General features: G+C 66.7%; 19 protein-coding genes and 1 tRNA gene. 13 read left to right on the top strand and 7 right to left on the bottom strand.

The window, feature by feature from the left end:
- Positions 1 to 8: 8 nt before the first annotated feature.
- Positions 9 to 1,322, bottom strand: a complete 1,314-nt coding sequence (locus tag C7R54_RS03920; protein ID WP_129148851.1) for a YihY family inner membrane protein — start codon at positions 1,320 to 1,322, stop codon at positions 9 to 11.
- Positions 1,323 to 1,339: 17 nt separating this feature from the next.
- On the opposite strand from C7R54_RS03920, the gene C7R54_RS03915 reads away from it, so the two are divergent.
- The 3 genes from C7R54_RS03915 to C7R54_RS03905 all read left to right on the top strand — a co-directional run bounded on the left by C7R54_RS03915 (position 1,340) and on the right by C7R54_RS03905 (position 4,257).
- A complete protein-coding gene (locus C7R54_RS03915; RefSeq protein ID WP_129148850.1) occupies positions 1,340 to 1,723 on the top strand; it encodes a DUF2069 domain-containing protein in 384 nt (127 codons plus the stop codon).
- Between the two features lie 66 nt (positions 1,724 to 1,789).
- Positions 1,790 to 3,265, top strand: a complete 1,476-nt coding sequence (locus C7R54_RS03910) for a protein adenylyltransferase SelO (protein WP_129148849.1) — start codon at positions 1,790 to 1,792, stop codon at positions 3,263 to 3,265.
- Between the two features lie 266 nt (positions 3,266 to 3,531).
- Positions 3,532 to 4,257, top strand: a complete 726-nt coding sequence (locus C7R54_RS03905) for a response regulator transcription factor (protein ID WP_129148848.1) — start codon at positions 3,532 to 3,534, stop codon at positions 4,255 to 4,257.
- A 57-nt stretch (positions 4,258 to 4,314) separates the two neighbouring features.
- Here the strand turns inward: C7R54_RS03905 and C7R54_RS03900 are convergent, their stop codons facing one another.
- From C7R54_RS03900 to C7R54_RS03890, 3 genes are all read right to left on the bottom strand, one after another.
- On the bottom strand, positions 4,315 to 5,433 hold the full coding sequence (locus C7R54_RS03900; RefSeq protein ID WP_129148847.1) for a sensor histidine kinase: 1,119 nt from the start codon (positions 5,431 to 5,433) through the stop codon (positions 4,315 to 4,317).
- Positions 5,434 to 5,562: 129 nt separating this feature from the next.
- Positions 5,563 to 7,164 (bottom strand): EAL domain-containing protein, encoded by a 1,602-nt coding sequence (locus tag C7R54_RS03895; protein WP_192903580.1) that lies wholly within the window; start codon positions 7,162 to 7,164, stop codon positions 5,563 to 5,565.
- Between the two features lie 153 nt (positions 7,165 to 7,317).
- Entirely contained in the window at positions 7,318 to 8,610 is a 1,293-nt protein-coding gene (locus tag C7R54_RS03890) for a GGDEF domain-containing protein (protein WP_129148845.1), read from the bottom strand.
- A 551-nt stretch (positions 8,611 to 9,161) separates the two neighbouring features.
- Between C7R54_RS03890 and aroC the strand changes: the two genes are divergently transcribed.
- The 8 genes from aroC to C7R54_RS03850 all read left to right on the top strand — a co-directional run bounded on the left by aroC (position 9,162) and on the right by C7R54_RS03850 (position 18,773).
- Complete coding sequence (gene aroC, locus C7R54_RS03885) at positions 9,162 to 10,223, top strand: chorismate synthase (RefSeq protein ID WP_129148844.1); 1,062 nt, start codon at positions 9,162 to 9,164, stop codon at positions 10,221 to 10,223.
- Positions 10,224 to 10,393: 170 nt separating this feature from the next.
- Positions 10,394 to 11,797, top strand: coding sequence for a 3-isopropylmalate dehydratase large subunit (gene leuC / locus C7R54_RS03880; protein ID WP_129148843.1), 1,404 nt, complete (start codon positions 10,394 to 10,396; stop codon positions 11,795 to 11,797).
- 14 nt (positions 11,798 to 11,811) lie between these two features.
- A complete protein-coding gene (leuD, locus tag C7R54_RS03875; RefSeq protein WP_129148842.1) occupies positions 11,812 to 12,465 on the top strand; it encodes a 3-isopropylmalate dehydratase small subunit in 654 nt (217 codons plus the stop codon).
- A 78-nt stretch (positions 12,466 to 12,543) separates the two neighbouring features.
- Entirely contained in the window at positions 12,544 to 13,623 is a 1,080-nt protein-coding gene (leuB, locus tag C7R54_RS03870) for a 3-isopropylmalate dehydrogenase (RefSeq protein WP_129148841.1), read from the top strand.
- A gap of 297 nt (positions 13,624 to 13,920) precedes the next feature.
- The gene (asd, locus tag C7R54_RS03865) at positions 13,921 to 15,051 is read left to right on the top strand and encodes an aspartate-semialdehyde dehydrogenase (protein ID WP_129148840.1); all 1,131 of its coding nucleotides are present in this window, start codon (positions 13,921 to 13,923) and stop codon (positions 15,049 to 15,051) included.
- 154 nt (positions 15,052 to 15,205) lie between these two features.
- Entirely contained in the window at positions 15,206 to 17,350 is a 2,145-nt protein-coding gene (locus C7R54_RS03860; RefSeq protein WP_129148839.1) for a type IV pilus assembly protein FimV, read from the top strand.
- Positions 17,351 to 17,353: 3 nt separating this feature from the next.
- Complete coding sequence (gene truA, locus C7R54_RS03855) at positions 17,354 to 18,142, top strand: tRNA pseudouridine(38-40) synthase TruA (protein ID WP_129148838.1); 789 nt, start codon at positions 17,354 to 17,356, stop codon at positions 18,140 to 18,142.
- A gap of 127 nt (positions 18,143 to 18,269) precedes the next feature.
- Entirely contained in the window at positions 18,270 to 18,773 is a 504-nt protein-coding gene (locus tag C7R54_RS03850) for a hypothetical protein (protein WP_129148837.1), read from the top strand.
- 124 nt (positions 18,774 to 18,897) lie between these two features.
- On the opposite strand, the gene C7R54_RS03845 is transcribed toward C7R54_RS03850, so the two are convergent.
- The 3 genes from C7R54_RS03845 to C7R54_RS03835 all read right to left on the bottom strand — a co-directional run bounded on the left by C7R54_RS03845 (position 18,898) and on the right by C7R54_RS03835 (position 21,769).
- Positions 18,898 to 18,974: transfer RNA gene (locus tag C7R54_RS03845), tRNA-Val, on the bottom strand.
- A gap of 97 nt (positions 18,975 to 19,071) precedes the next feature.
- Complete coding sequence (locus C7R54_RS03840) at positions 19,072 to 19,797, bottom strand: phosphoribosylanthranilate isomerase (protein WP_129148836.1); 726 nt, start codon at positions 19,795 to 19,797, stop codon at positions 19,072 to 19,074.
- A 169-nt stretch (positions 19,798 to 19,966) separates the two neighbouring features.
- On the bottom strand, positions 19,967 to 21,769 hold the full coding sequence (locus tag C7R54_RS03835) for an ABC transporter ATP-binding protein (protein WP_129148835.1): 1,803 nt from the start codon (positions 21,767 to 21,769) through the stop codon (positions 19,967 to 19,969).
- Positions 21,770 to 21,888: 119 nt separating this feature from the next.
- Between C7R54_RS03835 and C7R54_RS03830 the strand changes: the two genes are divergently transcribed.
- Positions 21,889 to 22,530, top strand: coding sequence for a PadR family transcriptional regulator (locus C7R54_RS03830; RefSeq protein ID WP_129148834.1), 642 nt, complete (start codon positions 21,889 to 21,891; stop codon positions 22,528 to 22,530).
- Positions 22,531 to 22,740: 210 nt separating this feature from the next.
- Entirely contained in the window at positions 22,741 to 24,483 is a 1,743-nt protein-coding gene (locus C7R54_RS03825) for an ABC transporter ATP-binding protein (protein WP_129148833.1), read from the top strand.
- Positions 24,484 to 24,541 lie beyond the last annotated feature (58 nt).

The raw sequence follows: 24,541 nt of genomic DNA, 5'->3' as shown, positions 1-24,541 counted from the left end.
ACCCGGGATTATTTCTTGAGTGCTTCGATTCTGAGGATGTCCGCCGACCCCGAGCCTGTATTTTGCGCCTCCTGCATGAGTTCTTCCAGCGTGGGGGCGGGCAGGCCTTGCAGGGCGACCTGGGCGATGGCGATGACTTCGGGGAAATCCTTCAGGCGCCGCTGGCTGCGATCGAGCAGGAAACGATCGATTACCGGGTCCAGGCGGGTGCGTTGCGGGTCGCAGGACAGTATCCAGTGCAGGTCGTGGGTGCGTGTGACCAGTCCGAGGTCGCTCAGGGCCTCCAGGACCGCGTTGAGTTCGTCGTGGTGCAGATGCAGCGTGGCGGCCAGGTCGCCGGCGCTGCGGCCCGCCGGCACGCGGCCCAGCGCCTCGTAGAGGCAGCGCAGCACGCCGATGGCGTCGATGAGGGTGGCGCCTGGTTCCCGGTTGACCTCCCAGCGGCCCAGCCGCAGCAGGGGCAGACTGGCCGCTACCGTGGCGCCGAACAGGATGGCCAGCCACGAGAGATAGATCCACAGCAGGAAGATCGGCAGGGTGGCGAAGGCCCCGTAGATCACCGTATAGGTAGGGAAGCGGGTCAGGTAATAGGCGAAGGCCGCCTTCATCAATTCCAGGACGATGGCGGTGCCCACGCCGCCGGCCAGGGCGTCGCGCCAATACACCCGGCGGTTGGGCACCACGAAGAACAGGGCGGCGAAGCCCAGGCCGGTCAGGGCCAGGGGCAGCACGGACACCGTCAGCCCGATCAGGTTGGGCACGTCCTTGACCAGGCCCATGGATTCCCGCGCCAGGAAGGAGGTGGCCCAGAGGCTGGCCCCCGCCACCACGGGACCCAATGTCACGGCGGCCCAGTAGATCAGCGCGCGCTGGGCCAGGGGGCGCTGGCGGGTCACATGCCAGATATCGTTGAACGTCTTGTCGATCGTCATGATCAACAGGATGGACGCCACCAGCAGGAACGCCCCGCCAATCGCGGTCAGGCGCGAAGCCTGGCGGGCGAACTGGTTGAGATAGTTCATGATGTTGTCCGATACCGCCGGCGGCATCAGGCTGGTGCTGAGGAAGTTCTCCAGTGCGATGCGGAATTCCTGGAACACCGGGAAGGCGGTGAACAACGACAGCACCACCGTCAGCATGGGCACGATGGCGAGCACGGTGGTGAATGTCAGGCTGGACGCGACCTGCAGCAACTCTTCTTCGGCCGTCCTGCGGGCGGCAAAACGCAAAAGCTTGACCGTGCGACCTGTCCAGGAGGTTCGCTGGGGCGGTGCCTCGGGCCCTGCCGGCGTTGCGGCAGCCGACTGTACTGGGTGATTCATCAGGCGATAATAGCAGTATGACTGATCAACTCAACTCCCGGCTGCGCGGCGTTGCGACGGTTGCGCTGGTAGCCCTGTTCGTCCTGTGCGTGCTTTGGGAAACCCGCCTGTCGCCGCTACGGCCCGGTGGCTCCTGGATGGTGCTCAAGGCCTTGCCCTTGCTGCTGCCGCTGCGGGGCATCGTGCGTGGCGACCTTTATACCTACCAGTGGGCCAGCATGCTATCGCTCCTTTATGTCATGGAGGGGGCCGTGCGGGCCATGTCCGACGTGTCGCCCGTCTCGGCGGCCCTGGCGGGCCTGGAGCTTGCGCTGGCCCTGGTATTTTTCGTCGGCGCCATTATGTATGTCCGCCCGGCCAAACGCGCGGCGCGCCAGCGCAAGCTGGCCGGCCGCGCCTGACCCCGGTCGCGGTCCCGGCCCAGCCGGTTTCCGTCGCCGGCCCCTGATTCCTAGCGAGTCCTGATCATGTCCCTGGCTGCCTCCCTGGACCAACTGTCCCTGAACAACTCCTTCGCGGCCTTGCCGCCGGATTTCTACACGCGCCTCAAGCCGCGGGGCCTGAACGCGCCGCGGCTGCTGCACGCCAACGCGGACGCCGCGGCCTTGCTGGGCCTGGACCCCCAGGTGCTCGGCAGCGAGGCGTTCCTGCGCGTCTTCGCCGGCCTGGATCCGTTGCCGGGCGGGGACACCCTGGCTGCCGTCTATAGCGGACACCAGTTCGGCGTCTGGGCCGGCCAACTGGGCGATGGCCGCGCGCACCTGCTGGGCGAAGTGCAGGGCCCGGAGGGGAATTGGGAACTGCAGCTGAAAGGGGCGGGGCTGACGCCTTATTCCCGCATGGGCGACGGGCGCGCGGTGCTGCGGTCCTCGGTCCGTGAATACCTGGCCGGCGAGGCCATGCACGGCCTGGGCATTCCGACCACGCGCGCCCTGGCCCTGGTCGTGTCCGACGATCCCGTGGTGCGCGAAACCGTGGAGACCGCGGCCATCGTCACCCGCATGGCGCCGACTTTCGTCCGCTTCGGCTCGTTCGAGCATTGGGCGTCGCGGCGGCAGCCCGAACAGCTGCGCCAACTGGCCGATTATGTGATCGACCACTTCTACCCGGCCTGCCGGGCGCAAGGCGAGGGCGCCGCCGCCTACCTCGCCCTGTTGCGTGAGGTCATCGGCCGTACAGCGCGCCTGATGGCGCAATGGCAGAACGTCGGCTTCTGTCATGGGGTGATGAATACCGACAACATGTCCATCCTGGGCCTGACCCTGGATTACGGACCCTATGGTTTCATGGATGCCTTCCGCCTGGACCATATTTGCAATCACTCCGATAGCGAGGGGCGCTATGCATGGAACCGGCAGCCATCGGTGGCGTTGTGGAATCTTTACCGCCTGGGCGGCGCCCTGAACCTGCTGATCGACGATGTGGAGGCCGTAAAGGCGGCGCTGGCGGCCTTCGAGCCCCAATTCACGACGGCCTTTCACGATGGCATGGCCGCCAAGCTGGGCATCGGCCCATGGCGTCCCGAGGACGAATCGCTGCTCGACGACCTGCTCAAGCTGATGCACGAACAGCGCGCGGATTTCACCCTTGCGTTCCGGCGCCTTGGCGATGCCGCCCGGGGCCAGCCGCAGCCTTTCCTGGATTTGTACATGGACCGGGAATCGGCCGCGGCGTGGTTACAGCGCTGGTCGGCGCGCCAGGCTTTGGCGGAGGGCGATCGTGAGGCGAGGGCGCAGGCGATGGACCGCGTCAATCCGCTTTACGTGTTGCGCAACCACCTGGCGGAGAACGCCATACGCGCCGCCAAGCAGGGTGACGCATCGGTCATTGTCGAACTGTTGCAGATACTTAAAGACCCGTTTACGGTGCAGCCCGGCGCCGAGGCCTATGCCGGCTTGCCCCCTGATTGGGCAAGCGACCTGGAAGTCAGCTGTTCGTCGTGAAAAAGACGCATTTGTCGCAAGACACGTGCTTCTTATCATTGCAAACGTATCCTTTATTGCAATGTGTGCGCTTTTGGTGCATCCTCCGCACTGCGGGAAGGATTTGTAAATAAGGGATAAAAAGACTCATATTTTCGATCTTTGGACCGTCTTTTCGCATTGTTGCCAGGCTCGATGCCGGGCGCTGGCTTTGAGAGGTCACGCGATTTTTCCGGGAGAAAGAGGTTCCGGCGTGACGTGGCGTATTTCCCGAAGGAATATGTATCGTGCAAACGCAAGCCGCAGACGGGGTCCTGTGTATCGGTCTGTTAGAGGATGATGCGGATTTTCGTGAAGAGTTAGTGCTGGGACTTGGTGGTTACGGGTTTCGCGTCTCTTTCGCTTGTGGGAATTCTGCGGATTTCTATCGACAGATGGAAAACCAGCCTTGCGATGTCGTCATCCTGGATGCGAACGTGCAGGGCGGCGAGGATGGCTTTTCCGTGGCCACGCGCTTGCGTGCCCTGCATCCGGTCGGCATTGTCATGCTGACGGGGCGTGCCGCCCTGGAAGACCGGGTGCGCGGCCTGGAAGGCGGCGCGGATATCTACATGACCAAGCCGGTCGACCTGCTGGAGCTCAGCTCGGTAATCCGCAGCCTGGCGCGTCGCATGCGCCTGTCGCGCGGCCCCGCCCAGGCGCCGGGCGTCGATCGTAACGCCACGCAAGCCTGGTCGCTGCAGGATGGCGGCTGGATCCTGGTGTCGCCCGAAGGTGCGTCCCTGCATCTGAGCGCGCAGGAGAGGTTGTTCCTGAACGCGTTGATGGACGCCAGTGGCAACGTTGTCAGTCGCCAGGCCTTGTCCGAATTGTTCAATCCATCGAATCCCAGTGACTTCGAGTTGCGGCGTATCGACGTGCTTGTAAGCCGCTTGCGCGCCAAGGCGCAATCCAGCGGCATGAAGCTGCCCGTCCTATCGGTGCGCGGCCAAGGCTACGTCTTCGCCGCCTGAAGCGGCGGCACGCCACGCGATCCGCCCGGGCCGGGCGATCCTCGCGTCGGCTCTTCCTCAGTTTTCCGGCCGCATCGGCAGCGCCATCGTGAAACGGGCGCCCTGGCCCGGTTCGCTTTCCACCGTCAAGCTGCCGCCCTGGCGCTCGCAGATCTTGCGCACCAGATGCAGGCCCAGGCCCAGCCCCTTGGTTTCGCGGTGCGCGGCACGGCGGAAATGCGGGTCGAAAATCTTTTCCTGCACGTCCTTCTCGATGCCGGGGCCATGGTCGGTCACGGTGATCGTGGCCATGGCGCCGTCGTCGGCGGCGCGCACGTCGATTTCTATCGGCTGGTTGGCGGGCGAGTACTTGACGGCGTTGTGAATCAGGTTACGTAGCACGACGCCGCTCAAGGGGCCGTCGCACCATGCCTGGACCGGCGCCGGTGCGCGCACGTGCAGCTTGTGCGCGGCCTCGCCCCGCAGGCTGGCGGCGATCTCGCGCGCCAGCGCGCCCAGCTCGACCTGGCTGCGTTGCGGCGCCATGGCATCGTCGTCCAGCGCCGTCTGGCCCAGCAACTGGTCCATCAGCTCGTTGATGCGGGCCACGGCGCGGTTGATGCGGTCGAGCCGGCGGTCGATATCCTCGCCGCTGCCGGCCAGCTCCATTTCCAGGGATTGCGCCGCCATGCTGATGGTGGAGACCGGCGCGCGCATTTCGTGCGACATCAGCGAATGCATCTGGCGTTGCCGTTCCAGCGCATCGGCCAGGGCCGACAGGCGCTGTTCGATCCGCGCGTGACCGTCGCCGTCCGGCGCTGGCGGCGCGGCCGGCTCCGCGGCGGAGCCCGTGGCACCCGCGGCCTCGGCCGCCTCCCGTGTTTCGCGGCCGCCCGCATGCTGGCCTGACGCGATCAGGATGAAGGCCAAGGCCAGTACCAGGGTCAGCAGGGCGCCCGCATAGGCCGCGATGATGTATCCGCTCAACAGCAGGCCGATGGCAATCAGCGCCAGGACGGTGCTTCCGGCCCTGCCGGGCGTATACCGGCGCCGCCAGGCGGCGGCGCTGACCAGCAGGATGAGGACGGCCGCGCCCAGCGCGCAATAGGCGCCGGTCGTGGCGAATGAAAACACATCCAGGATGTTGTGCACGGTGGGATAGGGCCTGAAGTATGGAACGACCTTGGGTCGGAACAACCGACGGCGCGGTATCCCGGATGGCGCCGACGGTAGCGGGGCCATCCCGAGAAGACTGCGCTGCCGGAAACAGGGCAACCGGCAGGAAGTATATCCCTCGGCGGGGTGGGGACGCGGCGCTTGCGCGCTTCAGGCCGCCACGCCAGCCGGGGCCTCGGTCCAGGCCGGGATGATGCCCATCTCGCGCAGTAGCGCGTTGGTGGCCGCGTCGGGAATATCTTCGGCGTAGGCGTCGATTTTCAGTTGCCGCGCGGTGTCCACGACCGACGCCGCGAGGTGGCGGCTGCCCGGGCTGTGCGCCAGTCCGCCGACGAAATCCCCGCTTAGCTTGACGTAGGAAATCGGCAACTGGTGCAGGCGGGTCATCGCCGTGAAATCCCGCGAGAGGCGACGCACGCCGACCCGCGCGCCGGCGTCGGTGGCCACCTCGCACAGCGTGCGCACGGCGGCATAGTTGTCGGCCAGGCCATGGGCATCTATTTCCAGGATCAGCCGGGCGGTCTGGGCGGGGCGGTCGCGCAGCAGCTGTCCCAGGCGCGGCAGGAAGTTCGATTGCGCCAGCGACGCCAGCGCCAGGCGGATGGCCAGCTGTCCCGGGTGCGAGACCAGCCAGTCCAGCGCCAGCCTGGCCGCCTGGATATCGCATTCCGCGCTCATGCCCAGGCGGATCGCCGCGGGCATGAAACGCGAAGCCGGGATGGGCGCGGGCGCTTCCGCATCGTGCAGGACCAGCGTCGCCTCGTTGCGCAGCAGGGTTTCGTCGGGGCCGCGCAGGCCCCGCACGTCCAGCGAGAATCGGTGCTGGTCCAGCGCGGCGATGAGGATATCGCGCCATTGGAGCTCGCCGGCGCTGTCGCCGCGGTTCTCATCGTCGGCGTGTTCTATCGCGTCGCTATCGCTGCTCTCCGCGCGCATCAGGGCATGGTCCAGGCGCGCCAGCAGATCGCTGGCCTGGTCCTCGGGACCATAACGGGCCAGCGCCAATGCCCAGCGGCACCAGCGCTGGCCGCCCAGCGCCAGGCGCAGCGCGCGCAATTCCAGGCGCAGCTTCTCGCCGGCCTGGCCGGCTTGCGCCGGCGACGTCGCCGGCAGCAGCAGCGCGAAGTCCGAGCCGTTCAGGCGTGCGAGGATATAGGGTGGATTGTGGCGACGCCCCAGCAGCTGGTCCAGCCGGTGCGCCAGCGAGCGCAGCCACTGGTCCGCGTGCTCGCGCGGCATGTGGCGATTGATTTCGATCAGGTCGCGCTGGCGGAACATCAGGACATGGCCCGCAACGCCGCCGCGGGCCTGGGCCAGCGCGCGCCGCAACTCGTTATGGAAGTAGCGGCGATTGGGCAGGCGCGTGACGGCGTCCAGGTTCAGTTCCAATTGCATCGATTCGATGCGGGCGCTGTTTTCCTCGGCCGTGGCGCGGAAGCGGTCGCGCGCCTGCGCCAGCGCCTCCTTGACCTCGGTGAATTCGCGCACCGCGGGCAGTACGGCCGGCGCGTCGGTCTTGCCGTCCAGGACGCGCAGGTCCCGGCTTAATTCGGCCAGGAGCCGGCGATCCAGCCAGCGCAGCAGGATGATGGCGCTGCCGGCCCAGCACAGTCCGGCGACCGCGACGGTGAGCGCGAGAACCAGCCGGTCGGCGTTACTGGCCTCCGTATAGATGCCGAGCGCCTGGGAACCAATCAGCAGCAGGGCGGTGATCGCCGCGATGCCAAGCAGGGTGGTGCGCAGTAGGGACATGGATTCGGGGTGGGCGCTGAACGGCGTATGCCGTGGCGTAGTGTACGGGCTAAACGCCTTCAGGAGGCAAGCGGGCGGGATAAAAGCGCGCGGCATAAAGACAGCGGCGCCAGGAGGCCGGGGAGGCCGGGGCGCATCCCCGCAGGCGCGCCGCTATTGCTGCTGCGCGACTTCCTCGCGTTCGCGGCCGTAGATCTCGACGCGATTGCGGCTGCCGCTCTTGGCGCGATACAAGGCCATGTCGGCGCGCATCAGCAGGGTGTCCAGGGAAAGGCCGGGCTCGTGCAGGGCCAGGCCGATCGAGATGGTCATGCTCAGGGGCCCGCCTTCGAGCAGGCCGATCTTCATGCCGGCCACGGCCTGGCGCAGGCGCTCGGCCGCGACCAGGGCGGCCGGCAGGTCCGTATGCGGCATCAGGGCGGCGAATTCCTCGCCGCCGAAACGGCCGATGATGTCGCTATCGCGCAGCGTATTGGTGATGGTGTCCGTGACCCGGCGGATGGCCTGGTCGCCCACGTGATGGCCGTAGCGGTCGTTGATGGACTTGAAATGGTCGATGTCGATCAATAGCGCGGCCAGCGGATGCGGATAGCGGCGGCATTGCAGGATCTGCGCTTCGGCGGTCTCCATGAAGGCGCGCCGGTTCTTCAGTCCCGTCAGAGGGTCGGTGTTGGCCAGCCAGACCAATTGCCGCGTGCGGTGCGCGACCGCCGACTCCAGGCGGGCGTTGGCCTGCGCCATGCGCTGGTTGAAATGGCGTGCGTGGCGGTTCAGCACCAGCAGCCAGATCGCCAGGATGACCGTGCCGGCGATCAGGCCCGCCAGGGTCCATTCGAGATTGCGGAAACCTTGGGCCAGCTGGGCCCGGTTGCCGTGGGTGATCGTGCTTTGTTCCAGTTGCACCGTATTGGCGATGCGGTCCGCGACCGCGCGCAGTTCTTCCGCGCGGTCCGAAACCTCGACGGCGGCCTGGCGTATGTGCACCGGATCCCGCATTTCAGCGGTGTCGTGCCAGGTACGCAGTTGATCGTCCAGGCCGATCAGGTCATGGTCGGCGGCGGGGATGGCGCGCAGCAGGGCAAGCCCGGCCGCGCTTTCGGCGGTGCCGGGATTGACGAAAGTGGACAGGGCTTGCAGGCGTTGGGTGAAATCGCGGGTATCGGCGCCGCCGGCCGCCCGGTTGGCCGCGCTGACCAGCCCGTTGACCTGGGACACCAGGCGATAGCTATAGAAGGCCGCGTCGTCGCCGTTGGGCTGCGATGCCGTGCGCGCCTGGTCGTACAGCGTGGCGCCGGCCATGATGATCAGCAGCACCATGGCAGCCAACAGCGCGGCCAGGGCGATCGCCAGGCCGCGCCGGCGCGGCACGTCGGCCGGCGGGTGCCAGGCGTCGTCCTGCGGCAGACCTGGGGTCTGTGCGGGCGGCGGTGAGGGCGGTGGTGTCATGGGCGCTGGAACTCGCGGCAGGGCGCTCAACGCCTCACGGCGTCGAGCTGGCGGGCCTTGCCGGGGTGGCGTGGCCGAAACGCGAGGTCATGGGCTGCCAGGCATGAGCTGGGCAGCTGGGGGAAGCGATCGTACATGCAGTCTCTGTCCCTATAAACAAGGATGGGGAGCGCAGCGCAAACGACAAACCAGCCCAGGCGTTACCAGACATCCCGGCGCGAGGCTACGCGAATGAAAAATCCAGGCTGCTCGGAAGGCACGGGCGGACGCGCCAGGACCGTGATTACAGAAAGCATCCAGTGTTTTCAGTGGGTTAGCATTGTGGGCGGGAGCCACTTATCAATCAACAACGAAAATTATCCGCGAATCTCCACATTGTGTGAATTTATTGCCTTCTTTTTCGTTGCGCGCAATTTTCCCGCACGTCCCGTGGGCGGAACGGCCGATTCCGGGCGTCGCCGGGGCGGCGCCGGGGGTGTCATAATCCGTCCTATTCCCATCCATCCCGCAAGTCCCGCTAGCGCGGGTCACGCATTCTCCAACTCCAGACCATGTCCGGCAATACCTTAGGCACTCTTTTTTGCGTTACGAACTTCGGCGAGTCGCACGGTCCGGCGATCGGCTGCGTAGTGGACGGCTGTCCGCCCGGGCTGCCGCTGGAAGCCGCCGATATCCAGGCCGAGCTGGATCGCCGCCGTCCCGGCACGTCGCGTCACGTGACGCAGCGCCAGGAAGCCGACCAGGTGGAGATCCTCTCCGGGGTGTTCGAGGGCGTCACCACGGGCACCCCCATCGGTCTGCTGATTCGTAACACGGATGCCCGCAGCAAGGACTACGCGAACCTGGTCGATACCTTCCGGCCCGGTCACGCCGACTACAGCTACTTCAAGAAGTACGGCGTGCGCGATCCGCGCGGTGGCGGCCGTTCGTCGGCCCGGCTGACGGCGCCTACCGTGGCGGCCGGCGCCATTGCCAAGAAATGGCTGGCGGCCAGCCATGGCGTGCGCATTCGCGGCTACATGAGCCAGTTGGGCCCCATCGCGATTCCTTTCGAAAGCTGGGACGAAGTGGGGCGCAATGCCTTCTATGCGCCCAATGCCGGCATCGTGCCGCAGCTGGAAGCCTTCATGGACGAGCTGCGCCGCGATGGCGATTCGATAGGCGCGCGCATCGAGGTCGTCGCCGAGAACGTGCCCGCCGGTTGGGGCGAGCCGCTGTACGACCGCCTGGACGCCGATATCGCGCACGCCATGATGGGCCTGAACGCCGTCAAGGGCGTTTCCATCGGCGCCGGCTTCGAAAGCATCACCCAGCGGGGCTCCGAGCACGGCGACGAAATCACCCCGGACGGTTTCGTCGGCAATAACGCCGGCGGCGTGCTGGGCGGCATTTCGTCGGGCCAGCCGGTGACGGTGTCGCTGGCGATCAAGCCGACGTCCAGCATCCGTATCGAGCGCCGGTCCGTCGACCGCGCCGGCAATCCCACGTCCGTGCAGACGCTGGGCCGCCACGATCCCTGCGTCGGGATCCGGGCGACGCCGATCGCGGAAGCCTTGCTGGCCCTGGTGCTGGCCGATCACGCCCTGCGCCAGCGCGGGCAGCGGGGCGGCTAGGCAGCGCCGGAATCGTCATCGGGCACCCTGTCGCGCAGGGTGCGGCGCAGCATCCGGGAGGTCCTGCATGGTACTGGTTGTACTAGTATGACTGCTGCCGTTGTACTAGCTTAGAGGCCCGGGCATAATCGGTCTCCCTAATTGGTTTTCCCCCGATTCCGGTGAAGCTCATGGCCCAAACCCTCTACGACAAACTCTGGGACGCGCACGTCGTCAACCAAGAGTCCGATGGCACCTGTTTGCTCTATATCGATCGCCACCTGGTCCACGAAGTGACCAGCCCGCAGGCGTTCGAGGGGCTGGAAAGCGCCGGCCGCAAGCCCTGGCGCGTCGACGCCAACCTGGCGGTCGCCGATCACAATGTGCCGACCCTCCATCGCGCCCAGGGCATCAGCGACCCCGTGTCGCGCCTGCAGGTCGATACGCTGGACAAGAACTGCGACACCTACGGCATCACCGAATTCAAGATGAATGACCTGCGCCAGGGCATCGTGCACGTCATCGGGCCGGAGCAGGGCGCCACCCTGCCGGGCATGACGGTGGTCTGCGGCGATTCGCACACCAGTACCCATGGCGCCGTCGGCACGCTGGCCTTCGGTATCGGCACGTCGGAAGTCGAGCACGTGCTCGCCACCCAGACGCTGCTGATGAAGAAGAACAAGAGCATGCTGATCAGGGTCGAGGGTGAAATGCCCTTCGGCTGTACGGCCAAGGACCTGGTGCTGCATGTGATCGGCATCATCGGCACCGCCGGCGGCACCGGCTACGCCATCGAATTCGGCGGCAGCACCGTGCGTGCGCTGTCGGTCGAGGGGCGCATGACGGTGTGCAACATGGCGATCGAAGCGGGCGCCCGCTCGGGCATGGTGGCGGTCGACGACAAGACCATCGAATACTTCCGCGGCCGTCCCTTCTCGCCCACCGGCGTCCTGTGGGACCAGGCGGTCCAGTACTGGCGCACCCTGCATACCGACGAAGGCGCCAAGTTCGATCGCGTGGTCGAGATCAACGCCAAGGACATCCGTCCGCAAGTGACCTGGGGCACCTCGCCCGAAATGGTGCTGTCGATCGAGGACCGCGTGCCGGATCCCGACCGGGAAAAGGACGACGTGCGCCGCAGCGGCATGGAGCGCGCCCTGGAATACATGGGCCTGAAGCCGAACACCCCCATGTCCGACATCCGCATCGATCGCGTGTTCATCGGGTCCTGCACCAATTCGCGTATCGAGGACCTGCGCGCGGCCGCGGCCGTGGCGCGTGGCCGCCGCGTGGCGGCGAACGTGAAGCAGGCCATGGTCGTGCCGGGCTCGGGCCTGGTCAAGCAGCAGGCCGAGCGTGAAGGCCTGGACAAGATCTTCATCGCCGCCGGCTTCGAGTGGCGCGAGCCGGGCTGCTCCATGTGCCTGGCCATGAACGCCGACCGTCTGGAACCGGGCGAGCGCTGCGCGTCCACGTCCAACCGCAACTTCGAAGGCCGGCAGGGCCAGGGTGGCCGCACCCACCTGGTCAGCCCCGCCATGGCGGCCGCGGCGGCCGTCGCCGGCCACTTCGTCGATGTCCGCACCCTTCGCTAAGGCGCATACAGATCATGCAAGCATTCACCACTCATGAAGGCCTGGTGGCCCCGCTCGACCGCGAGAACGTCGACACCGACCTGATCATCCCGAAGCAGTTCCTCAAGTCGATCAAGCGCAGCGGCTTCGGCCCCAACCTGTTCGACGAGTTGCGCTACCTGGACCATGGCGAACCCGGCATGGACAACAGCAAGCGTCCGCTGAACCCGGACTTCGTGCTGAACCAGCCGCGCTACCAGGGCGCCAGCATCCTGCTGGCCCGCAAGAATTTCGGTTGCGGCTCCAGCCGCGAGCACGCGCCGTGGGCGTTGTCGCAATACGGCTTTCGCGCCATCATCGCGCCGTCGTATGCCGACATCTTCTTCAACAACAGCTTCAAGAATGGCCTGTTGCCGGTGATCCTGTCCGAATTCGAGGTGGCGCGCCTGTTCGACGAGGTCAAGGCCTTCGCCGGCTACAAGCTGCGCATTGACCTGGAGCGCCAGGTCGTCGTCGCCGCGGACGGGCGCGAGATCGGCTTCGACATCGAACCTTTCCGCAAGTACTGCCTGGTCAACGGCTTCGATGATATCGGCCTGACGCTGCGCCAGTCCGACAAGATCCGCGCGTTCGAAGCCGAGCGCCTGGCTCGTCATCCCTGGCTGCACAGCGGCCGCCCGCTGGCCTGAGGCGGAGCCGGGGCGGGCCTGGCCGCCTGCCTCGCCTCCCGCCGTTTCAATGCTTTTATCTTCGATCTGGATCTTGCAATGACCCATAAGATTGCTGTTCTCCCTGGCGACGGTATCGGTCCCGAAATCATCGAGCAGGCCGTGCGCGTGCTCAAGGCGCTGGACGTGTCCTTCGATGTGAAGGAAGAACCCGTGGGCGGCGCCGCCTTCGACCGCTACGAGCACCCGCTGCCGCCCGCCACGCTGAAGCTGGCGCAGGAATCGCAGGCGACGCTGTTCGGCGCCGTGGGCGACTGGAAATACGACAGCCTGCCGCGTGAATTCCGCCCCGAGCAGGCCATCCTGGGCCTGCGCCGTTCGCTGGGCCTGTTCGCCAACCTGCGTCCGGCCATCCTCTATCCCGAACTGGCCAATGCGTCGTCGTTGAAGCCGGAAGTGGTGTCCGGCCTGGACATCCTGATCATCCGCGAACTGACCGGCGATATCTATTTCGGCCAGCCGCGGGGCCAGCGCAGCGCGCCCGACGGCGCGTTCGCCGGCGAGCGCGAAGGCTACGACACCATGCGCTACGCGGAATCGGAAGTGCGTCGCATCGCCCGCGTGGGCTTCGAGGCGGCCCGCAAGCGCAACAAGCGCCTGTGCAGCGTGGACAAGGCCAACGTGCTGGAAACCTCGCAGTTCTGGCGCGACATCGTCATCGACGTCAGCCGTGAATTCCCCGACGTGACGCTGTCGCACATGTATGTCGATAACGCCGCCATGCAGCTGGTGCGCGCACCGCGCGAGTTCGACGTGATCGTCACCGGCAATATCTTCGGCGACATCCTGTCGGACGAAGCCGCCATGCTGACGGGCTCTATCGGCATGCTGCCCTCGGCCTCGCTGAATTCGTCCAACCAGGGCCTGTACGAGCCCAGCCACGGCTCGGCGCCGGACATCGCGGGCAAGGGCGTGGCCAATCCGCTGGCCACCATCCTGTCGGCGGCGATGATGCTGCGCTATTCGCTGGACCTGGCCGGCCAGGCCGATCGTATCGAAGCCGCCGTGCGTCGCGTGCTGTCCGAAGGCCTGCGCACGGCCGACATCTACGAGCCGGGCACGACCAAGGTGGGCACCGCCCAGATGGGCGATGCCGTCATCAAGGCGTTGGCGGCCTGAACCGGCGCGCCTGATGCCCGGCTGACGGCGTCGTAAAAAACCGTCAAACCGGCCGGCGGGGCAGCCCGCCTCGCCGGCGGTTCGGGCGATCAGGGCACTTTCTGCTAAATTGTCGGGTGATCGGCCCAAAAAAGGCCGGATCGCGCGCGGTATTCCCTTGTTGGGCATCCCGTTCGCCGCCCCTCTCTTGCGAGGGCATGACGCCGCCGCACGACGGCGCCGCGGCAAAAAACCCGTCCATTCCGACGGATTTCCGTTTTTTTCCAAACAACCATGAATCTTTAAGAGCGTAGAGAAATGAGCAATGCAGTGGGCCTCGTCGGTTGGCGTGGCATGGTCGGATCGGTTTTGATGCAACGCATGCGCGACGAGAAGGATTTCGCGCTGATCGAACCGGTGTTTTTCTCCACTAGCAACGCGGGCGCCGCTGCGCCCGCATGGGCTGACGGCGCTGGCGCGCTGAAAGACGCCTATGACATTGACGCTCTTAAAAAACTGCCGATTATCGTGACCTGCCAGGGCGGGGACTACACGTCGGAGGTCTATCCCAAGCTGCGCGGCGCCGGCTGGCAAGGCCTGTGGATCGACGCCGCCAGCACGCTGCGCATGGCCGACGACGCCATCATCGTGCTGGACCCGGTCAATCGTCCGGTGATCGATGCCGCCCTCAAGCGCGGCGTGCGCAATTTCATCGGCGGCAATTGCACCGTCAGCTGCATGCTGATGGGCCTGGCCGGCCTGTTCAACAACGACCTGGTCGAATGGATGACCTCCATGACCTACCAGGCGGCTTCCGGCGGCGGCGCGCAGCACATGCGCGAGTTGCTCACGCAGTTCGGCCTGTTGAACGATGCCGTCAAGCCCCTGCTGGACGACCCGGCTTCGGCCATCCTGGACATCGATCGCGGCGTGCTGTCGAAGCAGAAGGACGAGAACCTGCCGACCGACAACTTCCTGGTGCCGCTGGCGGGCAACCTGATTCCCTGGATCGACAAGGACCTGGGCAACGGCATGTCCAAGGAAGAGTGGAAGGGCGAGGCCGAGACCAACAAGATCCTCGGCCGCGGCGAGGCCTTCGGCACGCCGGTCACCCCGATCGACGGCCTGTGCGTGCGCATCGGCGCCATGCGCTGCCATAGCCAGGCGCTGACCATCAAGCTCAAGCGCGACGTCCCGCTGGACGAGATCCAGGACATCATCGCCAGCGGCACGCAGTGGGCGAAGGTCGTTCCCAACACCAAGGAAGCGACCATCCGCGACTTGACCCCCGTGGCCGTGACCGGCACGCTGGACATTCCGGTGGGTCGCCTGCGCAAGCTGTCGATGGGCTCGCAATACCTGGGCGCCTTCACTGTCGGAGACCAGTTGCTGTGGGGCGCGGCCGAGCCGCTGCGCCGCATGCTGCGCATCGCGCTGGCCGAGGCTTGATTCGGCGTGATGGCCGGTTTCCCAGCCGTCCTTCAAGCAGGAAAGAGCAGGATCAAGGGCACCCGAGGTGCCCTTGTCATTTCAGCATTACGGCAGGTACGTTACACTTTTCCATCGCGGCTACATGCCCACCGACCGTGGATCCCATCGGCTTATGACGTCACGCACACCGCGCCCCTCTCCCCGTCCTTCCCACACTGCTACCCGCTGCGCCATGGCGGTGTTGCTGACGGCCTCGGCCGTGGCCGCGCAGCCGGCCTGGGCGGCGCGCCTGGGGCATAGCCGCGTGGTGTCGGCGCAGAATGCGCCCTTGCAGGTGTTGATTCCGTTGACGGACCTGACGCCCGACGAGCGTGCAAGCCTGCAGGTGACGGTTGCGTCCGCCGACGCCTGGGCGCGCGCGGGTCTCAAGCCACCGGTGCCGCTGGACAGCATGACGCTGAAGGTGGAGGCCGGCGCCGACCCCTCGCAGCGCAATGTGCGGCTGACGTCGCCGAACGTCGCTTCGGACCCGGCGGTGGATGTGCTTCTCAATATCGGCAGCGGTACGGGGCAGCGGCTGGTGCAACTGACGGTGATGCAGTCCGCGCAAGGCTTTCCGGGGCTCAATTCGCAGGCGACCGTGGGGTCGGCTACGCGCGCCGGCGGTGGCGGTAGCGTGGCGGTGCGGCAGGGCGATACGCTCTACGGCATCGCGCAAAGCCATGCGTTGGCCGACGCCACCATCTACCAGATGCTGGTGGCCTTGTGGCGCGCCAATCCGCAGGCGTTCATCCAGAACAACATGAACCGGGTCAAGGCGGGTGCCAGGCTGATCGTGCCGGATGCTTCCACGGTCCGGGCCATCGATCCGGGCGAGGCGCGGCGCATTTTCCTGGAGCAGGCGCAAGCCTATGCGCGTTATCGCGCCGGGCTGGCGGGCGCTGCCGGCCGCGGCGCGCCCGCGACCCAGGCGCCGGCGACGTCGGGGCAGGTCGGCTCGGGCGCGCCCGCCACGCAGCCGGAAGCCGGGGCCGAGGACCGTCTTAGGTTGTCGAGCGGCGTTCCCGGGCAGCCGGGGCAGGGCGGCGAGGCCGCGGCCCAGGCGCGGGCCGATGCGGAGACGTCGACGGCCAAGGCCACGCAGGATGCGAAGTCGCGCGTCGACGAGCTGGAACGCAACGTCAAGGATTTGAACGCCGCGTTGGCGCGGCAGCAGGGGCAGGGCGGCCAGGGCGCCGCCGGTCCGGGGTTGACGGTGCCCGGCCTGGCCTTGGCGGGTGGTCCGGGTGTGGCGGTGCAGGGTGGTTCGAGCGGGCAAAGCGGCGCATCCGGGCAATCCGCTACCGGGCAGGCTGGCGCGAATGCGCAGGCCGGTGTGGGCGGCGCGGGTGTGAACGGTCAAGCAGGCGCGGGCGCGGGTGGCCAGGCTGGCGCGGGTACTCAGCCGGGTGCGGCTGGCTCGCCCGCTGCTGGCCAAGCCGGAGGCTCGGGTCAGCCTGTTGCTGGGGATTCCGCTGGCGCGGCGGTCGGACAGTCTGGCGCCACGGGCGCGGGCCAAGCCGGAGCGGCGGGGCAATCTGGCAGCGGCGCGCCGCAGGGTGCGGACGGAGCCAACACGGGGGCCGCGGGCGGCACGAATCCGTCTGCCGGCAACGCGGCCACGGCGGGCGGTGATGGGACCAGTGGCGCAGCCGGCTCCAGTGGCGCGGGTGGGGCAACTGGCGCGAATGGGACGGCTGGCGCGAATGGGGCGGCTGGCGCGAATGGGACAAGTGGCGTCAACGGCACGGCTGGCGCTAATGGCGCCGCGGGTTCCGGCGCCGCTGGCGCAAGCAGTAGCGGCGCGGCCAGTACCGCCGGCGCTGGCGCCGGTTCGGTGAACGGCGCGGGCGCGGCGAGCTCCGGCGTCAACGCGCCGGTCGGGGCGGGCTCGCCGTCCGCGTCGGATTCGGCCAACGCCCGTGCTGGCGCCGACCGTGCGGCGGCCACGAACGGCGGCGACAGCCTGAGCGCCGGCGGCAAGGCCGCGAGGCCGACCTCGGCGCTGCCACGTTGGCTATCCGACAATCTGCTCATCTTCCTGACGGTGGTCCTGACCCTCATTGCCTTCGTCATCGCGTGGCTGCTGCGCCGTGCGGGCGCTCGCCGTGAAGACGAGGACGATGACATGGACGAGGACCTCTACGCCACCGAGATCGACCCCGCGGCGATCGACCGTCGCCTGGACGGCATCGACCTCGATCTCGATTCCAAGCCCGGCGACACGCCTGCCCGCCGCGAGCCTGGCGTGACTCGCCCTGGCACGCTGCGCTCCTGATACATGCCTCGCATTGCTTTAGGCGTGGCGTACGACGGGTCCGCCTGGAATGGCTGGCAGACCCAGCCGCATGGGCAGACCGTGCAGGACACGTTGGAGGCGGCGCTCGCGCAATTCGCCGACCGTCCGGTCGCCACGATATGCGCGGGCCGCACGGATACAGGCGTGCATGCGGCGATGCAGGTCGTGCACCTGGATACGGACGCGCAACGGCGCGAGGAGTCCTGGGTGCGAGGCGTCAATGCCTTGCTGCCGCCCAGCATCGCGGTGCGTTGGGCGCGCGTGACGCAGGACGATTTTCATGCGCGCTTCTCGGCGGCCAGCCGCACCTATGTCTATCTGCTGATCAACGACCGCGTGCGCTCGCCCATGTGGGCCGGCCGCGCGGGCTGGTGTTTCCAGCCGCTGGATCTCGATGCGATGCGCCAGGCCGCCGCGTGCCTGCTGGGCGAGCACGACTTCAGCAGCTTCCGGTCGTCGCAGTGCCAGGCGAAGCATCCCGTGCGCGTCATGCATCGCCTCGACATCGCCACGCGGGGCGACCTCATCGTCGTCACCTTGCGGGCCAATGCTTTCCTGCATCACATGGTGCGCAACCTGATGGGCGCGCTGTTGCAGGTGGGCCAGGGACGCAAGCCGGTGGCATGGATGGCGCAATTGCTTGCCGCGCGCGATCGCACGCAAGGCGCGCCCACCTTCATGCCCGATGGGCTCTATCTGGCTGCCATCGAATATCCGGCGCATTTCACGCTGGGCGAGCTTGACGGGACCCGGTTGATCCTGCCGGGTTGAGGCGCGCTGGGTGATTGTGAAGCGGATTCCCAAGGGCGGGGATTACATTTGTTCACGCTGACAGTTTCCTGTCTCGGCAGGGCAGGAAATAGAATTCGCTCTTTCGGACTTCAAGAAAAAGAATCTCATGATCCGTCGCCGTCTGTCCGCCTGTTCCGCCGCCTTGGGTTTCGCCCTGTCGGTTTCCGTCCTGTTAAGCGGTTGCGTCTACCACCCGCCGGCCAACCAGATGTACCGATACGCGAACAGCATGGTCGGTCACAACCTTGCCGAGGTTACGGCACAGTTCGGTCCTGAAGACCACCAAGGCGGCTCGGCCACGTATCCCAACATCGGTACTGCGCAGAATCCCCGCTACGTGCACACCTGGAGCCGCTACGGCTCCACCCAGCACCAGCGCTTCGTCCAGACCGGGACGGCATCGACGGGCAGTACGCTGGTCACCGTGCTTCCGGCCGGCGGCGGGCAGGGCGCCATCCCGATCTACCAGGAAAATTCCGCGCCGACGGGTTATTACACCCAGGAAGGCGAATCCTGCTACATGTCGTTCGTTACCGACGCCAAGAAGACCATCGTGTCCTCCGAGCTGCTGGGCGGCTACTGCGACAAGTTGTTCCTGAGTGGCGGGTGATGTGCGGGGTGGCGTGCCACGCCACCCCGCGCGCTCCCGGATTCGCCCGACAATAAAAAAGCCCGGCAAGTCAGAGACTTAACCGGGCCTTCTTGGCAACGCTGGGCGCTGCCTGGAATTCGTTTGGTAGGCGGTATTGGAATCGAACCAACGACCTCTACGATGTCAACGTAGCGCTCTAACCAGCTGAGCTAACCGCCTGCAAAGAAGAAGAATTATATGGGTGTTTTTTTAGTCTGTCAAATTGGATCCAGATTTCAGATCAAGATTTTGCTTCGACCGACTCACCGTTTTCTCTTCAAGCACCGTCGGCGCGGCGTACCGCATCGACGAAGGCGCGCATCTTATCATGGACTTTGATTCCCGGGGCGCTTTCCACGCCGCTGCTGATGTCGACGGCATAAGGCCGTATGGTGCGCACCGAGGCTTCGACGTTGTCAGGCGTCAGTCCGCCGGAAAGGATCAAGGGTACGGACACGCGCATCGTATCGCTCGCCGGCGCATCGGCGTGCGCAGCCTGCGCAGCGCCCATTGCGCCGCAGGCGGCTGCGACGGAGGCCTTGCGCACGTCGTCGAGCAGGTGATGGTCGAAGGCCAGGCCGCTGCCGCCGAATCCGGCGGTGTAGCTGTCGAAGAGCCAGCCCGCGGCATCGCCATACGTTGCGCATGTCGCGGCCAGCGTGGCGGCGGTGTCCATGCCGGGGCCGCCGACGCGCAGGGCCCGCATGTAGCGATGTCCGTACCGTCGGCAATCGGCGGGCGTTTCGTCGCCGTGGAATTGCAGCAGGTCCGGACCGACCTCGCCGATGATGCGGCGGACTTCCTCTTCCGTGGCATTGACCACCAGCGCCACCACGTCGACGAAAGCCGGCACCGCGCGCCGCAGGCGGGCAGCCCGTTCGACATCGATATAGCGCTTGCTCTTGGGATAGAAAATCATGCCGATCGCATCGGCGCCGGCGGCTACCGCGGCGGCGATGTCTTCGGTGCGGGTCATGCCGCAGAATTTGATGCGGGTACGCATGGCGTCGGAAATCGGAAATGGGTAAGACGGCGGCTGGATATCCCGGCGTATCGCCGGGCAGCACCCGATGTCATTTTATCGGTTTCCGTGGGACGCACGCCTGGCGCCCCGGTCATCCTCTACAAGCGAAAAGAGCGGCCTGACGGGTGGTGCCAAGGACGCCATTTCCCTACCGATATCCCCGCGCCTGCAAATCGAACAGGTGTGCGTACCGTCCTCCCAGGTCCATCAAGGCCTGGTGGTTGCCGCGTTCCAGGATGCGGCCATGATCGAGCACCAGGATCTCGTCCGCGTTCCTCACGCTGGAGAATCGATGCGATATCAGCAGCGTCATGCGCCCCCGCGCGTGCTTGCGGAAATGCTCGAACACCTCGGCCTCGGCCGCCGCGTCCAGCGCGGCGGTCGGTTCGTCCAGCACCAGGATGTCCGCGTCGCGGCGCATATAGGCGCGCGACAGGGCGATCTTCTGCCACTGGCCGCCCGACAGTTCCTGGCCGCCCGCGAACCAGCGTCCCAATTGCGTCGCATAGCCATGTTCCAGGCGCTCGATGAACTCCGCCGCCGCGCCCTGGCTGGCCGCTGCACGCCAGCGGGTTTCGTCGTTGAAGGCTTGCACGTCGCCCACGCCCAGGTTTTCGCCGACGGGCAGCTGATAGCGGATGAAGTCCTGGAAGATGACGCCGATGCGCCGGCGCAGGGCGTCTTCATCCCAATCGTTCAGGTCGGTGCCATCCAGCAGGATGCGGCCCTGGTCGGGAAGATACAAGCGGGTCAGCAGCTTGATCATGGTGGTCTTGCCTGAACCGTTCTCGCCCACCAGCGCCAGGCTGGCTCCCGGCGCCAGGTGCAGATCGATATTGCGCAACGCCGGTTCGGTCGAGCCCGGATACGTGAAGCCCACGTTCTCGCAGCGCAAGCCGTCGCCCGGCCGTGCGCCCTGCGTCAAGGTGCCGGTTCGCGGCGCGACGGGGTGGGCAAGATAGTCGTGCAGGTTGGAGAGATACAGCCCGTCCTCGTACAGCCCGCTGATGGCCGTCAGTCCCGAACTGATCGCGGACTGACCCTGCCGGAACAGCGCCAGGTACATCGTCATCTGGCCCAGCGACGCCAGGCCCCGCACGGTGTCGATGGCCACCCAGGCATACGCGCCATAGAACGCGGCGGTGCCGAAGAGTCCGAGCACGAAGCCCCAGCCGTCGCGACGCAGCGTAAGACGCCGATCTTCCGCGTACAGGCGCGTGTAGGTGTCCCGGTAGCGCTGCAACAACAGGGGCGCGAAGCCGAATATCTTCACTTCCTTGATGTTGCCTTCCTGGGAAAGCAGGCTTTCGATGTAGTTCTGCTGGCGGCTTTCCGGCGCGCGCCGGCTGAACAGGCGAAATGCATTGCCGGAAAAATGCGCTTCGGACACGAACACGGGCAAGGCGCCGGCGACCAGCAGCAACAATACCCAGGGCGAGAAATGCACCAGCAGCACGGCGAAGCTGGCCAACTGGATCAGGTTCTGCACCAGACCCAGCGATTTCATGATCAAGGACAGCGGACGGGTGGACGCATCGCGCCGGATGCGCACCAGGCGATCGTAGAACTCGGAATCCTCGAACTGGACCAGCGAGAGCTGCTGCGCTTTCTCCAGGATCAGCATGTTCACTTTCTGGCCCAATTGCACGCGCAGCAAGGATTGCTGCACGGACAGCGCGCGTTGCATCGCGGCCAGCAGGGTAAGCACGCCCGCCTCCAACAGGACATAGCGCAGCACCGGCCACAGCGGCGCGCTGCCGGTCTGGGACCGCGCCTGGATGGCCGCGACCACGGCGTCGACGATGTGCTGTCCGACCCACGCTGCCCACGCGGGCAGGGCGCCCGCGGCGATGGTGGCGACGATCAGGCCCAGGAACAAGCCGCGCGAGGTATTCCAGACCAGGCTGACCGCCTGCAAGGCTTGGGTATAGAAGAAGGCGATGCGTTTCATGGTGCTCGCTGTTGACTGTTTATATCGTAAGACATATCATAAGATATATCTAAAAACATATCATACGACATATCTTAAGACATGTCCGAGGGCCATATATACCGTTATAGGAAGCGATCATGGGACATCATCACACCAGACATTGTTCAGCCCAGCACTCGCCCCGGCGCGACGAGCATGGGCGCGGCGGCCACGGCCGCCATGGGGATTTCGGCGGGCGCGGTGAGTTGATGCGCGGCCGCCGGTTCTCTTCGGAAGACCTGCAACTGATGCTGCTGGGCCTGCTGGCCGGCGGCGACAGCCATGGCTATGAATTGATCAAGGCGCTGGAGACGCGCAGCGAAGGCGCCTACGTGCCCAGTCCCGGCGTGGTCTATCCGGCGCTGACCTATGTGCACGAGCTGGGCCTGGTCGAGGCCGACGTCGTCGGCAACAAGAAGTCGTACCGCCTGTCGGAAGAGGGCGCGCGCTACGTGCGGGAACGCCAGCAACGGCTGGACGAGATGTTCGTCGAGCTGGCGCTGCTGGCGCGGAAAATGAAGGCCCTGCGCGGGGCCATGGCCGAGGACGGCGAGCATGCCGGTGGCCTCTGGGTGCCGGAGTTCATCGAGGCGCGCAGGAACCTGAAGCGCGCCCTGTTGCAGAAGAACGATGCCCCGCAAGAGGAGCAGCGGCGCGTGGCCGCCATCCTCGCGCGCGCGGCCGCGGAAATCGAGGCAGTGCCGCCCGCCGCCGGCACGCGGGGCGGTCCGGCGGTTTGATGGCGGGCGCGTGGGCGGCGGCCAGCGGCATGGCCGCCGACCCATGCCGACCGCTACGATACGGCCGGCAAGCGCGCGGCGTGGCGCGGTGTAGTAGCCTAGGGCCTTGCTTGAACGGTCGCGCGTGAGCCGACCGTGTGAGTCGACAGTGTAAGTCGACCGTGTAAGCCGACCGTTCCCCAGGGTATCAACGCCAGTCACCGCCGCCACGTGTCAAAGTCCGCCTCCTCTCCCCATACTCCTTCCATCGGCCTGGGCAGCGCCGCCCGCGAACTCTATGCCGCTCTCTGGCGCCACGCCAAGGGCGCGCGTCCGCAGCTGCTGGGCGCCGCCGGCCTGCTGTCGGCGGCGCAACTGCTGCGGCTGACGATGCCCTGGCTGGCCTCCCATGCCATCAATGCCTTGCAGCAGGGCGACATGGCCACCGCGGGACGCTGGATCGTCTACCTGGTCCTCATCTACCTGCTGTCGTGGTTCCTGCACGGCCCGGGACGCATCCTGGAGCGCAACGTGGGCGTGCGGGTGCGCACGCGGCTGGCCGACCAGCTGTATGCGCGCATCGCGTCGGCGCCCCTGGCGTGGCGCGACGGCCGGCACTCCGGGGAGCTGCAGCACCGCGTGGTGCAGTCCAGCCGCGCGCTGTCCGACTTCGCGCAGAACCAGTTCGGCTATCTGCAAAGCATTTTCAGCTTCGTCGGCCCGCTGGTCGCGCTGGCGCTGCTGTCCTATGTCAGCGGCGCGATCGCGATCGGCGGCTACATCGTCATCGCCATCATCATCCTGCGCTTCGACCGCACGCTGATGCAGCTGGCCCGCGCCGAGAACGACGAGGAGCGCCGCTATGCCGCCGCGCTGCTCGACTTCGTGGGCAATGCCGGCACGGTCATCGGGCTGCGGCTGCAAGCCGCGTCGCGCAAGCTGCTGGGCCGCCGCATGGACGCCATCATGGTGCCGCTGCGCCGCTCGGTCACGGTCACCGAAGGCAAATGGTTCGCCGTGGATATCCTGGGCATGGGCCTGACCTGGATCCTGGTGGTGGAATACGTCCTGCAGAATCGCCAGCCCGGGCAGGCGATTCTGCTGGGTACCGTCTTCATGATCTACCAGTACGCGCAGCAGGCCGCCCAGGTGGTGGGCGCGATGGCCGCGAATTTCCAGAGCTTCGCGCGCATGCACACCGACTACGGCAGCGCCGAGCCGATCTGGCGGGCGCCCGGCGATCCCGACGCGGCGGTCCCCGCGGTCGTTCCCGACGCGCCCTGGCAAACGCTGGAACTGCGCGGCGCCACGTGGCGTTATGCCGACGATGCGCGCGGCGGACTGCATGGCGTGGACCTGCGCTTGCGGCGCGGCGCCCGGATCGCGCTGATCGGCCCCAGCGGGGGCGGCAAGAGTACGCTGCTGCGCACCCTGGCCGGCCTGTACCCGCCGCAGGCGGGTCAGTTGCTGCGCGACGGCAAGGCGGTCGATTGGGCCCAGTTGCGCACCTTGGCCACGCTCATCCCGCAAGAGGCCGAGGTCTTCGAGGCGAGCGTCGAGGAGAACCTGACCTTCGGCGAACCGGCCGATAGCGCGGTGCTCCAGTCAGCCGTGCATACGGGCGTGTTCGACGAGGTGCTGCAACGCATGCCGGAAGGGCTGGCCAGCGCGTTGAACGAGCGGGGCGGCAATCTTTCGGGAGGGCAGCGCCAACGCCTGGCCCTGTCGCGCGGCGTCCTGGCCGCGCATGGCAGCTCGCTGCTGCTGCTCGACGAACCCACCAGCGCGCTGGACCCGGCGGCCGAGGGCCTGGTATTCGACCGCATGGATGCCGCGTTTCCCACGGCTTGCATTATTGCGTCGGTGCATCGTCCCAGCCTGCTCGCCCGCTTCGACACGGTCATCGTGCTGGAGGCCGGCCGCGTGGTCGACGCCGGGCCGCGCGAAGACGTGTTGGCGCGCCGCGCGGCCTGAGCGGGACGACAGCCGCGCGGCGCGTGGCCTGGACTGGTCTGCGTCTGTTCCGCCGGGG

Source organism: Achromobacter aloeverae (genome assembly GCF_004121055.1).
Lineage (GTDB): Bacteria > Pseudomonadota > Gammaproteobacteria > Burkholderiales > Burkholderiaceae_B > Bordetella_C > Bordetella_C aloeverae.
The sequence above is the reverse complement of the archived record's forward strand: the minus strand, read 5'-3'. Positions and strand labels throughout refer to the sequence as shown.